Raw genomic sequence first — 13,978 nt, 5'->3', positions numbered from 1 at the left:
TCATCTGTCCTGACAGACATCGCAACCCACTAGAGATCTTTAAGGGTGTGGGTTACGTGGGGTCGTGACGGCTGTCGTAGGCCGCGCTATGCCGGAGGGATGAGGTATCCCGATGGCGGAGGGCTGACGGCTGAGGAGCGGGTTCGGCGTGAGCGGGTCCGGTTGGCGGCCGCTGATCTGATCGAGGCGGGGGCCAGTGACCGGGAGGTGGCCCGGCGGTTCAGGGTGACCCGGATGTCAGCGAACCGCTGGCGTCGGGGGTTGGCTTCGGGTGGTCGGCAGGCACTGGTCTCCAAGGGCCCGGGCGGTGCCCGCTGCAAGCTTGATGCGCGCCAACTGCGTGCGCTGGAAGCGGTGTTGGACGCTGGGCCGGCCGCCGCCGGCTGGAGCGACCAGTGCTGGACTCTGGCGAGGATCGCCGAGGTCGTGCGCCGACGGTTCGGCGTGGAGTACACCCTGGCCGGGATGGACCTGCTGCTGCACCGCATCGGCTGGAGCGTGCAGGTCCCCTCCCGCAAGGCCACCGAGCGCGACGAGGCGAAGGTCGCCGCCTGGAAGGACGAGCAGTGGCCCGTCATAAAAAGACGGCGGCGGACCTGGGCGCCTGGCTCTGCTTCGAGGACGAAGCTGGCCAGGGGCTGAGGCCGCCCAAAGGCCGAACCTGGGGCCGACGAGGCCACACGCCCGTCGTGCGCGTCACCGCGGCGGGCACCAAGCGCATCTCCATGGCGGCACTGATCTGCACCAAGTCCGGCCACCGGGCCCGGCTGATCTACCGCATTCATCTCGACCGCGGCCCCGCCAAAGGCCGGCGCAAGGGCTTCACCGAGACCGACTACGCTCGCCTGCTCGACGCCGCACACCAGCAACTCGGCGGCCCGATCGTCCTGGTCTGGGACAATCTGAACACGCACGTCAGCCGCACCATGCGGGAGCTGATCGACGCCCGATTATGGCTGACCGTTTACCAACTCCCCGCGTACGCGCCCGAGTTCAACCCGGTCGAGGGCGTGTGGTCGCACCTGAAGCGGTCCCTGGCCAACCTCACCAAACACAGCCTCGACCAGCTCACCACGCTGGTGAAGAACCGGCTCAAACGGATGCAGTACCGCCCTGGCCTCATCGACGGCCTCATCGCCAAGACCGGCCTCGACTTCCAACCGCCGTAACCTCGGCGATTGAAGATCTCTAGCTAGCGCGAGAGTTTTTGGATCCGGTGCCGATTCGGGCATCCGGCGACATTGCGCCCTCTAGGACGGTGTCTCGGGGAGAGAGGTTCACTCAGCTCCTCAAAGCCCTTTCAAAGGCAGAGGAAAGTCCCGGACAAGCTCTCGCGAAGAGGGTCCGGGCGGAAAGCGCAGGCGGGAAGCAGCCCATGGGTCTCACGAGCAACGCGGCACTGACGCTGGCGATCCTGTTCGCCGTTCTGCTGTTCGCCGGCACGGTGTGGCAGTGGCCGCGGCTGGCGCGCCGGAACTGGCGGGCCGTCAGCGGTCGCGTCGGCCTCCTCTTCGCCACCCAGCTGGCGCTGTTCGCGACGCTGGGACTGGCCGCCAACCAGGCCTTCGGGTTCTACGCCACCTGGGCGGACCTGTTCGGCCAGGAGGACGGTCAGGGTGTGGTCGTCGACCACGCGTCCGGTTCCGGTTCGGGCGGCCCGCTCCAGGTCGTGGACACCCGGCGGGTCAAGGAGCGGGGCGGCTCCCGGCCGGAGTCCGGCGGACAGGTGCAGCGCGTCGACATCGTGGGCCGGTCGACCCACATCGCCACACCGGCGTACGTGTACCTCCCACCGGAGTACTTCCAGCCGCGGTACCGCACGCGTACCTTCCCGGCGGCCGTCGTACTCACCGGATATCCGGGCACCGCCCAGGCGCTCGTGGACAAACTGCACTACCCGCGTACGGCCCTGGAGCTCGCCAAGAACGGGCGCGTGCAGCCGATGATCCTGGTGATGCTGCGGCCGACGGTGGCGCCGCCGCGGGACACGGAGTGCGTCGACGTGCCCGGCGGCCCGCAGACCGAGTCCTTCTTCGCCGAGGACCTGCCCGAGGCCGTGGTGGCCCACTACCGGGTGGGCAAGAAGCCGGGCAGCTGGGGCATCATCGGCGACTCCACGGGCGGCTACTGCGCACTCAAGCTCGCGATGCACCACCCCGGCGTGTACGCGGCCGGGGCCGGCCTGTCGCCGTACTACAAGGCACCGATCGACCCCACCACGGGCGACCTCTTCCAGGGCGACGAGGAAGTGCGCGACCGGTCGGACCTGTGGTGGTGCCTCAAGCACCTCCCCGCCCCGGACACCTCACTGCTCGTCAGCAGCAGCAGGATCGGCGAGTCCAACTACGAGGACACGCTCAGATTCATAGACCAGGTGAAGGCCACCGGACTCACGCGGATCTCCTCGATCATCCTCGACAGCGGCGGCCACAACTTCAACACCTGGAGGCGCGAGATTCCGGGGACACTGCAGTGGATCAGCGGGCGGTTGAGCGGCCGGTAAGAGGAACGCGCGGCGAATTCCGGGGCGGCCTGAATGCCCATGTCGGGTAAAGGCCGCGGGATAGTCGTGTTTTTACGGGGCGGGGCACCAAGGTTCGCCTACGCGCGGTAAGTTTCTGGCCATGCCACGTGGACGCCACCGCCATTCCCCGCCCCTGCACCGGCTCCTTCCTTTCTCGGCGATCGCCGGCGTGTCCCTCGTCTGCGCCCTCGGCCCCTGGTTGTTCACGGAGCCGTCGGCGCTTCGCGGGCTGGCCGCCGCCGCCGCGGTGACGGCGGTCGGCGGCGCGGTCGTCATGCGCCACTGGGACAGCCAGGCCGGCCGGCAGGTCGCCGACCTCACGCGCGCGCGGGCGAGCGACGAGTGGCGGCACGAGGAGCGCGTCGCCGAACTGGAGACCGACCTCGAGGAGTCGCGCGAACTGCGCGTCAAACTGGAGCAGCGGCTGCGGGCCAAGCGCGCGGAACTGGCCGGGCTGCGCAACGAGCACGCCGCGCTGCTGCGTCGGTACGCCACGGCGGAGACCGAGCGCGCGAGCGCCCTCGAGGGCCGTCGACTGCTCGAGATAGAGACGATCACTCCGGCGCGTGCGCTGCCGGCGGGGCCCGTGGCGGAGGCAGGACCGGAGGAGGACGCCGGGGCGGTGACCGCCGAGCCCTCGGCCGAGGCCGGCAGCAAGGAGACCGAGGCCGGTACGGAGGCCGAGGCCGGCACCGAGGACGAGACCGGTGCGGAAACCGCCGGTGCGGAGACCGGGACCGGTGCCCAGGCCGAGGCGGACGACGCGGACGAGGCCGCCGAGGAGAAGGCGGCGCCCGCGATCTTCTCCCCGGAGGGCTCCCGGCTGTTCCTGCGGGCGAAGGCGGCGCTGGGACAGCTCGACGCCGACGCCGACGCCGACGACAGCGCCGGTGACGTCGAGGATGACGGCGACGCCGAGGGTTCCGTGGCGGACGACTCCGCGCCGGACACCGACGTGGACTCCGATGCCGCGAACGCCGAATCCGGGACGAGTGAGTCCGCGAACGCCGACGGCGCACCCGACCCGGGTACCGGCCGCCACGCCAAGCACCGGCCCGACCCCGAGCCCCCCACCAAGGCCGGGGTGTCCGCGAAGGACGAACCGGTGACGACCGCTGTCGGCGGGGCCGAGGCGGGCGCCGTCGCTGGGGCCGAGGCGGAGGCCGCGCAGGAGGACGAGGCGCAGGGGAAGCCCGAGGCGGTCGACGAGCATGAGCGCGCGGCCGCCACCCACCCGGCCAGGAGCACGGCCCAGCCCGTCCAGCAGCGCTCCGGGCACTTCATCGCGCCGACCGCCGTGGCCGTCGCACCGACGACGCCCGCGCGGCGCCCGATGGTCGAGGGCGGGTTCGACTTCTTCGGCACGAAGCAGGAGACGCCGGGGGACACCCTGGAGTCCGTCCAGAACGAGGACCTCGCCGACGTGGTGGGCCAGGAGGCCCTGGCACTTCACAAGGCCGAGTCCGAGGCGGAGTTCAAGCCGGTGACCGACCAGGCGCGGGGTGTGGGCCAGGTGATCGACCTGACGGCCCACGACGAGACGGAGCAGATCGACATGGAGGGGCTGCGCAGCGCGGCGTCGTGACAAGCGCCCCACGCTCGCGCCGCGGCCCGGGAAGTACGTCGGGTGTCCGGCGTCGGCGCCGCGCCCGCGAGGTGAGTTGACCGTACGGCGTCGGCGCCGGCCGCGAGGCGAGCCGACCGTGCGGCGTCGGCGCCGCGGGCCGCGGCCCGCGAGCTGGGCAGACCGTCCGGCGTCCGCGTCAGGCCATCCAGCGGTCCGGCCGCGCCCCCCGCCGCCCCGTCCGCGACCGCTCCGCCTGCTCGCGCAGCAGGCCCTGCGCCTCGCGCGCGTCGCGGAGCCGGGCCGTCACCGTCTTGTTCGCTCCCGTGTCCACGTGGACGTCGGCGAGGCCGCGGGCGCGCTTCCAGGGGCCCTGCGTCAGCCGTACGCTCTGCACCTTCGCGTGCGGGACCAGCGCCAGGCTCCGCCGCAGCAGTCCGTGCCGCGCGACGAACACCGCGTCCGTGGCGGTGAATCCGTATCCCCGCCACCACACGGGCGTGCACCACCGGGCGCACCGGGGCGGCCGTGTCAGGGCGGCCCGCGGCGGGACGGTCACGCCGGGGAGCACACGCGCGACGACCGCTTCGGCGATCTCCCGCGGCGCGACCGGCACCAGTACGGAATTGGACGAACCGGCCACGTCGAGCTCGACCCGCACCCAGCCGCGCCGCCGCCACAGCAGTGGCTCCACGATGCGTACGGTCTGCACGCGTCCGGGCGGCACGGTCTCGTGGGTGCGGTCGAGGAGTCCGTGGTCGATCCGCAGTCCGTCGGGCGACTCGCCGACCGACCAGTCGTACTCCGCGACGAACCGCCCCACGCTGCTCGCGCCCGCCGCGCCGAGCAGCGGCAGACCGGTGGCGAGGACTGTCCACAGGCTGTGGGTGGCCAGCCACAGCAGCGGCGGTACGACGAGCGCGGCGGCCAGCGAGCCCCAGGTCGCGCCGGTCAGCAGCAGCGAGACGGCGAGGACGCCGGGCGGCACGTGCAGCAGCTGCCGGGACGGTGCCTCGCCGACCTCGTGCGCGGTCTCGGGGGCGAACCCGGCCGCCCGCGCCAGCAGTTCGGCGCGCAGCGCACGGGCCTCGTCCTCGCCCAGGAAGGCGAGTTCGTCCTTCTTGTCCGCGCCGACGACATCGAGTTTGAGTTTGGCGACGCCCGCGACCCGGGCGAGCAGCGGCTGGGTGACGTCGACCGCCTGAATGCGCTCCAGCCGGATGTGCGCGGTGCGCCGGAACAGCAGCCCGGTACGGATGCGCAGTTCCGAGTCCGTCACCGCGAAGTGGGTGAACCACCAGGTCAGAAAGCCGTAGAGGGCGGCGGCCGGTACGACCGTGGCGAGCGCGATCAGCAGTGTGGTGGTCGTCAGCCGGGTCAGCTGGCGCTGCGCCTGGTCGGGGTCGTGGACGGCCCATCCGGCGATCACCGCTATCGGCGCCCACGCCCGTCGGAGCGGGGTGACGGGGTGCAGCCGACGCTCGGTGACGGGCGGTTTCGCACGTATGTCGTCGTCCAGGCCCGGCGCGGTCACAGCCCCGCCGATCGGGCTTCGCCGAGCTCGGTGAGCCGGTCGCGCAGCCGTTCCGCCTCGGCCGGGTCGAGGCCGGGGATGGTCGCGTCGGTCGCCGCGGCGGCCGTGTGCAACTGCACGCTGGCCAGCCCGAAGTGCCGCTCGACGGGTCCGGAGGTGACCTCGACCAACTGCATCCGCCCGTACGGCACGACGGTCTCCTCGCGCCACAGCACACCCCGGCTGATCAGCAGGTCGTCGACCCGCTCGGCGTACCGCCAGGAGCGCCAGTTGCGGCCAAGGAGCACCCAGCCCCAGGCGATCAGCACGAGCGGCACCAGAGCGAAGGCGGCCCAGACGGGCCCGGCCGTCAGCCCCAGCAACAGCCCCAGGCCGACGGCGAGCAGCCCCAGCCACACCACCAGCAACAGCCGTCGCATCCGTAGCAGCCCCGGCGGCAGCCCGATCCATCCGGGCTCGTCCTCGGCCGCCCCCGCTGTACCCGCCGGCCCCGTGTCGTGCGGGCTCCCCGTCTCCATGACGTAAGCGTACGTAGGGGAGACTGTGTCCATGACTCCTACGACGGAGACGACGGTCGGCATCGGCGGCGCCGCGGAGAGCACCGACATGGTGCTCAACATCGGGCCCCAGCACCCGTCCACGCACGGTGTGCTGCGGCTGCGGCTCGTTCTGGACGGCGAGCGCATCATGCACGCGGAGCCGGTGATCGGCTACATGCACCGCGGCGCGGAGAAACTCTTCGAGGCCCGCGACTACCGGCAGATCATCATGCTGGCCAACCGCCACGACTGGCTCTCGGCCTTCTCCAACGAGCTGGGCGTGGTCCTCGCCGTGGAGCGCATGCTCGGGATGGAGGTCCCCACGCGCGCGGTGTGGACGCGCACGCTGCTCGCGGAGCTCAACCGGGTGCTGAACCACCTGATGTTCCTCGGCTCGTATCCGCTGGAACTGGGCGGGATCACCCCGGTCTTCTACGCGTTCCGGGAGCGCGAGACCCTCCAGAACGTCATGGAGGAGGTCTCCGGCGGCCGCATGCACTACATGTTCAACCGCGTCGGCGGCCTCAAGGAGGACCTCCCGGCCGGCTGGGCCACCCGCGCGCGTGCCGCCGTCGCCGAGGTCCGCTCGCGCATGGACGTGTACGACGACCTGGTGCTCGGCAACGAGATCTTCAGGGGGCGCACGCGGGGCGTGGGGGTGCTCACGCCGGCGGCCGTGCACGCGTACGGCGTGAGCGGGCCCATCGCGCGCGGCTCCGGCGTCGACTTCGACCTGCGCAGGGACGAGCCGTACCTCGCGTACGGGGAGCTGCAGGACACCCTCCAGGTCGTCACCCGGCAGGAGGGCGACTGCCTCGCACGCTTCGAGGTGCTCCTGCGGCAGACCCACAACGCCCTCGACCTCGCCGACGCCTGCCTCGACCGGCTGGCCGAGCTGCCGCCCGGGCCGATCAACCAGCGGCTCCCCAAGGTCCTCAAGGCGCCCGAGGGCCACACCTACGCGTGGACCGAGAACCCGCTCGGCATCAACGGCTACTACCTGGTCAGCAAGGGCGAGAAGACCCCGTACCGGCTGAAGCTGCGCTCGGCCTCGTACAACAACATCCAGGCGCTCGCGGAGCTGCTGCCGGGGACGCTGGTGGCGGACATGGTGGCGATCCTCGGCTCCCTGTTCTTCGTGGTCGGGGACATCGACAAGTAGGTCGGCGCGGCTGTGGATCGATCAGTCCGGCTGTGGATCAAGCTGTGGGGCCATCAGTCCGGCTGCAGGTCGGTCTCCGGCGGACCGAGCGGGTCCGGGATGCCGACCGGCTGGAGCAGCCAGCCGAAGTCGCCGAGTCCGCCCGCCGCGGTGAGCTCCGCGGCCTCACCGGCGCTCGCGAGGGCGCGGACGTAGGCGGCGGGCCGGGTGGAGGCGAGCGCGAGCGGGGGGCGTGCGCCAGTGACGCCCAGGGCGCGCAGGGCTTCGCGTTGCGGAAGCAGGCGTGCGCCGGGGAGCGCGCACGCGTCCAGCGCGACGTGCGCCGTGATGTCGCACGACCCGTCGGGCACGGGCGCCGTCTCACGGCCCTCGCGGAAGCCGGTGAGCGTTCCGAAGAGGGGGCGCGCGTCCACGGTGTGCCCGTAGTCGACGGCGACCGCGAGCCCCCGGCCCACGGACGCGACCGCGTCGGCCCAGGCCAGGTCCCTCGGCCCGCCGATCTCGGCCCGTAGCCCCTCCTCGGCCGGCAGCGGCCACCAGCGCGCGAGCCACTCCGCCTCCGCACCGGTGACCGGTTCCCCGAGCCGCTCGGTCCCGTCCGCCCGCACCAGCACCAGCCGGGGTACGCCCGCGGAGTCCACCTCCGCCACCTCGACCGGCACGTTGTCCAGCCATTCGTTCGCGAACAGCAGGCCCGTGATGTGCCGCGGCGGCCCGGTCAGCCACTCGATGCGGTGATCGAGGTCCGCGGGCCGGTCGGCGATCTCGACGGCGTACGCGCGCGTGCGGCCGGCCACACCGGCGGGGAGCGCGTCGAGGACGCCGGTGACCAGCTCCCCACGCCCGGCCGCCATGTCGACGAAGTCGAGCACCTCGGGCCCGCCCAGGGCCTCGTCCACCCGGCACAGCAGCCGCGCCACGGCCCCGGCGAACAGGGGCGAGGCGTGCACCGACGTACGGAAGTGCCCGGCCGGTCCCTCCGGCCTGCGATAGAAGCCGTCCGGCCCGTACAGCGCGGCCTCGGCCGCCGCCCGCCGCCCCCGCCACTCACCCGTCGCCTCTCCTGCCACGGGCCCAGGTTAGGCGTACAGGGGAGCGCTCCCTCCACCTTGCGGAGTACACGCGCCCGGTGCGGATCGGCCCTCCGGTTGACCCCTGCACGCATCTCGCTTCCCTACTCTGGGTTACGTGCAACGCCTTTATGACTTCCTCCGCAGGCACCCGGCATGGGTCGACGGCTTCTGGGCCGCCGTCCTGTTCGGGATCTCCGTCGTCAGCGGGGCAGCCCGTCACGAGGGCGCGGGCACGGAATCCCTCGCCGTCATCGTTCCGATCGCGCTGCTGCTGAGCGCGGTGGTCGCGTTCCGCCGGCGCATGCCGGAGAAGATGCTGCTGCTGGCCATAGCCCTCGGCGTGGCACAGCTCGCGCTGGACGCCGCGACGACGGCCGCCGACTTCGCCATGCTGGTGATCGTCTACACGGTGGCCGCGACCGGGGCCCGCTGGGCCTCACGGCTCGCGCTGACCGCGGGCCTGTGCGCCGCGCCCCTCGCGCAGCTGCGCTGGCCCAACGAGGACACCAGCGCCCTGGGCAACGTCGCGATAGTGATCTTCCAGACGGTGCCGTTCGCCCTGGCCTGGGTGCTCGGCGACTCGATCCGCACCCGCCGCGCCTACTTCGCGCAACTGGAGGAGCGGGCGGCCCGGCTCGAGAAGGAGCGCGAGGCTCAGGCGAAGGTCGCCGTCGCCGCCGAGCGCGCCCGCATCGCGCGCGAACTGCACGACGTCGTCGCGCACAACGTGTCGGTGATGGTGGTCCAGGCCGACGGCGCCGCCTACGTCCTCGATGCCGCGCCCGACCAGGCGAAGAAGGCCCTGGAGACCATCTCCTCCACCGGCCGCCAGGCCCTCGCCGAGATGCGCCGCCTGCTCGGCGTCCTGCGCACCGGCGAGCACCGCGAGGGCGGCGAGTACGTCCCGCAGCCCGACGTGGAGCAGATCGACGACCTCGTCCAGCAGTGCCGGGGGTCGGGCCTGCCCGTCGACTTCAAGATCGAGGGCACTCCGCGCCCGCTGCCCAGCGGCGTCGAGCTCACCGCGTACCGCATCGTGCAGGAGGCGCTGACCAACACGCGCAAGCACGGCGGGCCGAACGCGGGCGCGAGCGTGCGCCTGGTCTACTTCGACGACGGGCTGGGCCTGCTCGTCGAGGACGACGGCAAGGGCGCCCCGCACGAGCTGTACGAGGAGGGCGGCGCCGACGGCCGGGGCCACGGCCTGATCGGCATGCGCGAGCGTGTCGGCATGGTCGGCGGCACCCTGGACGCGGGACCTCGTCCGGGCGGAGGATTCCGGATCAGCGCCCTGCTCCCGCTCAAACCCGCGCACTGACGCCGTCGTACGCCGACTGTTGACACCTGTAACGGCCCGCCGGCGTCCGCCGCGCCCCACACCCGCCCTGCCCGCCCGTACCTGCCCCGGCCCGACGTGAACGGAAGAAGACCCGATGACGATCCGCGTGATGCTCGTCGACGACCAGGTGCTGCTGCGCACCGGGTTCCGGATGGTGCTCGACGCCCAGCCGGACATGGAGGTCGTCGCGGAGGCGGGCGACGGCGTCGAGGCCCTCCAGGTGCTGCGCGCGACCGCTGTCGACGTCGTCCTGATGGACGTGCGCATGCCGAAGCTCGACGGCGTGGAGACCACCCGGCGCATCTGCTCGGACCCCAACCCGCCGAAGGTGCTGATCCTGACCACCTTCGACCTCGACGAGTACGCCTTCTCGGGGCTGAAGGCCGGCGCCTCCGGCTTCATGCTCAAGGACGTGCCTCCCGGCGAGCTCCTCACCGCCATCCGGTCCGTGCACAGCGGCGACGCGGTCGTGGCACCGTCGACGACCCGACGCCTCCTCGACCGGTTCGCGCCCATGCTGCCCACCGCCGGAAAGCAGGACCGGCACGAGGGTCTCGAGCGGCTCACCGAGCGCGAGCGAGAGGTGATGGTGCTGGTCGCACAGGGCCTGTCCAACGGCGAGATCGCCGCCCGGCTGGTGCTGTCCGAGGCGACCGTCAAGACCCATGTGGGCCGCATCCTGACCAAGCTGGGACTGCGCGACCGGGTGCAGGTCGTGGTCCTGGCGTACGAGACGGGCCTGGTGCGGGCCGGCGGCCACGGCTGAACGCGGCAAACGCGACACGTGAGTGAGAGCCGTCCCCTAGGGTCTGCGCATGCTCCTGTGGATCAACGGCCCTCACGGGGGCGGCAAGACACAGACCGCACACGAGATCCTGCGGCGCCTGCCCGGCAGCGTCATCTGCGACCCCGAGCACGTCGGATTCGGCCTGCACCGCATGCTGCCGCCCGAACTGCGCGGTGACTTCCAGGACTTGGCGTCCTGGCGGCAGGGCGTGGTCGAGATCCTGCATCTCACTCTCACCGAGCACGACGGCGTGGTGATCGTCCCGATGACGGTCACCGACTCCGGCCACTTCGCCGAGACCGTCGGCCGACTGCGGGAACTCGGCCACGACGTACGGCACTTCACCCTCCTCGCGCAGCGCGAGACCGTCCTGAAGCGGCTGCGTGAGCGCGGCTTCGGGCGCCTCCTCCGGTACGTCGCCGGGAAGAACTCCGGCCTGCGCGCGGAGAGCTGGGCTGTACGGCGGCTCGACCACTGCCTGGAACGGCTGCGCGAGCCGGAGTTCGCCGAGCAGCTGTGGACGGACCACTCGACCGTGCCGAAGACCGCGGACCGGATCGCCGTCCTGGCCGGGCTGACGCTCGGGCCGAACAACGAGGGCGCGGTCCGGACACGGCTCAGGCAGGCGGGCGTGGGGTTGCGGCACATCAGGTTCGACTGACCGGCCGCCGGCCGCGCCCCCGGCCCCACGGGTCGGTACGACGGGCCCTAGCGCAGGATCCCCTCCAGGAAGTCGCTGCCCAGGCGGGCCACCACCGTCACGTCCAGCTGGTGCAGGACGTACCGCCCGCGCCTGCGTGTGGTGACCAGTCCCGCCTTCTTCAGGACGCTCAGGTGCCGGGATATCTCCGGCGCGGTCATGCCGTGCACCTGGGTCAGCTCGCTCGTGGTGAACGCGCTGCGGGCCAGGCTGCGGCACAGCCGCATCCGCACCGGGTGGGACAGGGCCGACAGGCGCAGGGTCAGCTGCTCGACGGAGGGCGGGGTGGCGAGCTCGGGCGAGCCCACCGGATAGTGCAGCACCGGCTGCCAGCCGTACCGGTGCAGGACCATCAGGTGCGGCCAGCCCAGGCTCGTCGGGATGAGCAGGAGCCCGCCGTCCTCCGTCGCCGTACGGCCGTCGCCGAGTTTGTCGACGGTGATCCGCGCGGCGCTCTCGTCGAGGGCGACCGCCGGGGACACCGCGGCCAGCGCCTCGGCCAGGCCCTTGCGCCTGAGGAGCTCCGACTTGTGACGGGCGTCCGCCGCGAGCTGGTGCCGCAGCCGGGCCCAGGTCTCCGCGAAGAAGGCCTCCTCGCAGTCCTCCAGGAACTGCCTGAGCCACGCCCTGATCCGTGGCGGGTCGGCCAGCAGCCGCTCGCTGAACCGCACCTGCTGCGGACCGCGCGCGGCGGCCAGCTCCAGCGCTCTCCGACGCAGCCCGGCGTCGGAGAGCGCGGCCGGACCGTGCGCGCTGTAGGGCAGGGCGCAGGTGAACTCCAGGGCCGTGTCCACGAACTGTTCGTCCGTGAGCTTGTCCAGCAGGTCCAGCTCCTCGGCGAGCGTGGCACCGGGCAGTGTGGCGCGGCCCGGGACGCCCGCGCACGCCAGGAAGAGGTCCGAGAACGTCGACCGCCACAGGAAGTCCGCCTCGCACATCCGGTCGGCCAGGTGCGGATCGAGCCGTGCGGTCACGCCCGTCGCCCAGCCCTGGAGCCCCGGATGGTGACCGGACTCGGACAGCGCGTGCAGCGCCATGCCGAGCTCGGCCAGAGGAGAGGGCACGACGGCGACCCGCTCCTGCCGCAACCCCGCGATGTCGATACGCACGCTCATGCCCTCATGGTGCACGCCACCACTGACAACGCGGCCCCGATTGACGACGACCGTCAACCGAGCCGACGAGGCCGCCGTGCGGGCACGAGCCGAGTCCCGCGCCCCCGGGCCGGGGACCACCGGCCTGCCGGACCACCGCCGGGCCCCCGGGCCGCCGCTACCCCGGCGCGGGAGCCGGCGGCCGCGAGCCGGGAGCCGCAGGTCGTGCGGACGGCCCCGTGGCCGTCCGAGGCCGGGATTCGCGCGCTGGTTCCCTGGCCGCCCTCGGCCGAGTCAGCCCTTGCCGTTCTCCTCGGCGAGCCGGGTGGCGAACTCCGCGGCAGCGGTCTTCACGTCGTCGGCCGTCCAGGCCAGGGCGGCCTCGCGGACGTAGACCTCCGTCGCGCACAGGCCCGGGCCCTTGCGGTCCCAGGCGTTGGCGAACAGCACGGTCCCCGTCTCCTCGGCCTGCCGGATGGCGGCCTCCGAGACCACGTCGACGTCGTACGGCAGCCAGACCTGGAAGTCGTACGTGTGCGGTACCTCGGGGTGCACGCGCGACCACGGCAGCCCGGCCGCCGCGAGGCCCTCGCGCAGCGCGGCGGCCACCACGCGCGCCTGGGCCACGTACTCGGGCAGCCGCGGCAGCTGCCGCTCCAGGCCGACGAGGGCCGACAGCGCGGTGGGGAACTGCTGGAACAGCGCGCCGCCGTAGCGGTGCCGCCAGGTCTTCGCCTCCTCGACGAGCGTCCTGGGTCCGGCCAGGGCCGCGCCGCCGAAGGCCTCGAGGGACTTGTAGAACGAGACGTACACGCTGTCCGCGAGGTCCGCGATCTCCTCCAGGGAGCGGCCGAAGTGGGCGGTGGTCTCCCACAGGCGCGCCCCGTCGAAGTGCACCACCGCGTCGCGTTCCCGTGCCGCCTCCACGACCTCGGTCAGCTCCTCCCAGGACGGCAGCACGAAGCCGGCGTCCCTGAGGGGCAGTTCCAGCATCAACGCCCCGAAGGGCTCCTCGAAGCCGCGCACCTCGTCGGCGGTCGGCTGCCGCGGCTCGCTCGTCACATGGACCGGGCGCAGGCCGCTGACCTGGCTGAACGCGTTGCGTTCGTACACCTCGGGGTGGGCCAGCGCGTGCAGGGCGACGGTCGGGTCGCCGGTGCGGCCGGCCCAGCAGCGCAGGGCCACCTGCTGGGCCATCGTTCCCGTGGGGAAGAACGCGGCGGCCTCCTTGCCGAGCAGCCCGGCGACCTTCTCCTCCAGGGCCTCGACGACGCCGTTGCCGTAGATGTCCGACGTCTCGTCCAGGTCGTACACGTCCGCCGCCGAGTCCAGCAGGGCCAGCCGGTCCCGGAGCGAGTCCAGGAGGCCCAGGCGCGCGAGCGCGCGCTCCGCGCCGCGGTAGGCCGCGATGCGCCGCTCCCGTCGCCGTAGAAGCCGTTCCTCTTCGGGATCACGCCCCGGCCGATGCTCGGCCTGGTCCTCGTCCTGATCCTGGTCCGGGTCCTGCCGTGCCGTATCGCTCATGCCCGGATCATGCCGTCCACCCGCCCCCGCGGGCACCCGTATTTCTCTTTGCCCGTCAGCCCGCGCGCGGTGCGCGGAAACCCACAGCCTGTGGACAACTCGACGCCCCTGGAACCAATCGCGTTAACATGACGAGAA

Annotated in this window: 13 protein-coding genes; 8 read left to right on the top strand and 5 right to left on the bottom strand. The window is 72.4% G+C overall.

Going from position 1 to position 13,978, the window contains the following annotated elements:
- Positions 1–99 precede the first annotated feature (99 nt).
- The 4 genes from OG985_RS21405 to OG985_RS21390 all read left to right on the top strand — a co-directional run bounded on the left by OG985_RS21405 (position 100) and on the right by OG985_RS21390 (position 4,109).
- Positions 100–642, top strand: a complete 543-nt coding sequence (locus OG985_RS21405) for a winged helix-turn-helix domain-containing protein (protein ID WP_371666607.1) — start codon at positions 100–102, stop codon at positions 640–642.
- Complete coding sequence (locus OG985_RS21400) at positions 567–1,169, top strand: transposase (RefSeq protein ID WP_371666606.1); 603 nt, start codon at positions 567–569, stop codon at positions 1,167–1,169. The genes OG985_RS21405 and OG985_RS21400 overlap by 76 nt, the downstream gene beginning before the upstream one ends.
- Before the next feature lie 206 nt (positions 1,170–1,375).
- Complete coding sequence (locus tag OG985_RS21395) at positions 1,376–2,503, top strand: alpha/beta hydrolase (RefSeq protein WP_371669945.1); 1,128 nt, start codon at positions 1,376–1,378, stop codon at positions 2,501–2,503.
- Positions 2,504–2,624: 121 nt separating this feature from the next.
- A complete protein-coding gene (locus tag OG985_RS21390) occupies positions 2,625–4,109 on the top strand; it encodes a hypothetical protein (protein WP_371669944.1) in 1,485 nt (494 codons plus the stop codon).
- Between the two features lie 178 nt (positions 4,110–4,287).
- Here the strand turns inward: OG985_RS21390 and OG985_RS21385 are convergent, their stop codons facing one another.
- Positions 4,288–5,622 (bottom strand): PH domain-containing protein, encoded by a 1,335-nt coding sequence (locus OG985_RS21385; protein WP_371669943.1) that lies wholly within the window; start codon positions 5,620–5,622, stop codon positions 4,288–4,290.
- Complete coding sequence (locus tag OG985_RS21380; RefSeq protein ID WP_371669942.1) at positions 5,619–6,140, bottom strand: PH domain-containing protein; 522 nt, start codon at positions 6,138–6,140, stop codon at positions 5,619–5,621. Before OG985_RS21380 ends, OG985_RS21385 begins: the two co-directional genes overlap by 4 nt.
- A gap of 31 nt (positions 6,141–6,171) precedes the next feature.
- Between OG985_RS21380 and OG985_RS21375 the strand changes: the two genes are divergently transcribed.
- Positions 6,172–7,323, top strand: coding sequence for an NADH-quinone oxidoreductase subunit D (locus tag OG985_RS21375; RefSeq protein ID WP_371669941.1), 1,152 nt, complete (start codon positions 6,172–6,174; stop codon positions 7,321–7,323).
- Positions 7,324–7,376: 53 nt separating this feature from the next.
- Here OG985_RS21375 and OG985_RS21370 read toward each other — a convergent pair whose 3' ends face one another.
- Positions 7,377–8,393, bottom strand: coding sequence for an SAM-dependent methyltransferase (locus tag OG985_RS21370; RefSeq protein ID WP_371669940.1), 1,017 nt, complete (start codon positions 8,391–8,393; stop codon positions 7,377–7,379).
- 118 nt (positions 8,394–8,511) lie between these two features.
- Here OG985_RS21370 and OG985_RS21365 point away from each other — a divergent pair, with 118 nt between their 5' ends.
- From OG985_RS21365 to OG985_RS21355, 3 genes are all read left to right on the top strand, one after another.
- Positions 8,512–9,714: a sensor histidine kinase gene (locus OG985_RS21365; protein ID WP_371669939.1), complete on the top strand. Its 1,203-nt coding sequence runs from the start codon at positions 8,512–8,514 to the stop codon at positions 9,712–9,714.
- 115 nt (positions 9,715–9,829) lie between these two features.
- Positions 9,830–10,501 carry a response regulator gene (locus OG985_RS21360; protein WP_371669938.1) on the top strand — a complete coding sequence of 224 codons (672 nt, stop codon included), beginning with the start codon at positions 9,830–9,832 and terminating at the stop codon, positions 10,499–10,501.
- 49 nt (positions 10,502–10,550) lie between these two features.
- Positions 10,551–11,183 (top strand): AAA family ATPase, encoded by a 633-nt coding sequence (locus OG985_RS21355; RefSeq protein WP_371669937.1) that lies wholly within the window; start codon positions 10,551–10,553, stop codon positions 11,181–11,183.
- Positions 11,184–11,230: 47 nt separating this feature from the next.
- Here the strand turns inward: OG985_RS21355 and OG985_RS21350 are convergent, their stop codons facing one another.
- Both OG985_RS21350 and OG985_RS21345 read right to left on the bottom strand, forming a co-directional pair.
- Entirely contained in the window at positions 11,231–12,337 is a 1,107-nt protein-coding gene (locus OG985_RS21350; protein WP_371669936.1) for a DUF5937 family protein, read from the bottom strand.
- A 273-nt stretch (positions 12,338–12,610) separates the two neighbouring features.
- Positions 12,611–13,840, bottom strand: a complete 1,230-nt coding sequence (locus tag OG985_RS21345) for a low specificity L-threonine aldolase (RefSeq protein ID WP_371669935.1) — start codon at positions 13,838–13,840, stop codon at positions 12,611–12,613.
- Positions 13,841–13,978: the final 138 nt, after the last annotated feature.

It is taken from the genome of Streptomyces sp. NBC_00289 (assembly GCF_041435115.1).
In the GTDB taxonomy this organism is placed as follows: domain Bacteria; phylum Actinomycetota; class Actinomycetes; order Streptomycetales; family Streptomycetaceae; genus Streptomyces.
The sequence above is the reverse complement of the archived record's forward strand: the minus strand, read 5'-3'. Positions and strand labels throughout refer to the sequence as shown.

What these genes read in the sequence shown, in the direction of transcription:
- OG985_RS21405 (WP_371666607.1), top strand. Translation starts at nt 100, where the DNA reads ATGAGGTATCCCGATGGCGGAGGGCTGACGGCTGAGGAGCGGGTTCGG.
- OG985_RS21395 (WP_371669945.1), top strand. Translation starts at nt 1,376, where the DNA reads ATGGGTCTCACGAGCAACGCGGCACTGACGCTGGCGATCCTGTTCGCC.
- OG985_RS21390 (WP_371669944.1), top strand. Translation starts at nt 2,625, where the DNA reads ATGCCACGTGGACGCCACCGCCATTCCCCGCCCCTGCACCGGCTCCTT.
- OG985_RS21380 (WP_371669942.1), bottom strand. Translation starts at nt 6,140, where the DNA reads ATGGAGACGGGGAGCCCGCACGACACGGGGCCGGCGGGTACAGCGGGG.
- OG985_RS21375 (WP_371669941.1), top strand. Translation starts at nt 6,172, where the DNA reads ATGACTCCTACGACGGAGACGACGGTCGGCATCGGCGGCGCCGCGGAG.
- OG985_RS21360 (WP_371669938.1), top strand. Translation starts at nt 9,830, where the DNA reads ATGACGATCCGCGTGATGCTCGTCGACGACCAGGTGCTGCTGCGCACC.
- OG985_RS21355 (WP_371669937.1), top strand. Translation starts at nt 10,551, where the DNA reads ATGCTCCTGTGGATCAACGGCCCTCACGGGGGCGGCAAGACACAGACC.
- OG985_RS21350 (WP_371669936.1), bottom strand. Translation starts at nt 12,337, where the DNA reads ATGAGCGTGCGTATCGACATCGCGGGGTTGCGGCAGGAGCGGGTCGCC.
- OG985_RS21345 (WP_371669935.1), bottom strand. Translation starts at nt 13,840, where the DNA reads ATGAGCGATACGGCACGGCAGGACCCGGACCAGGATCAGGACGAGGAC.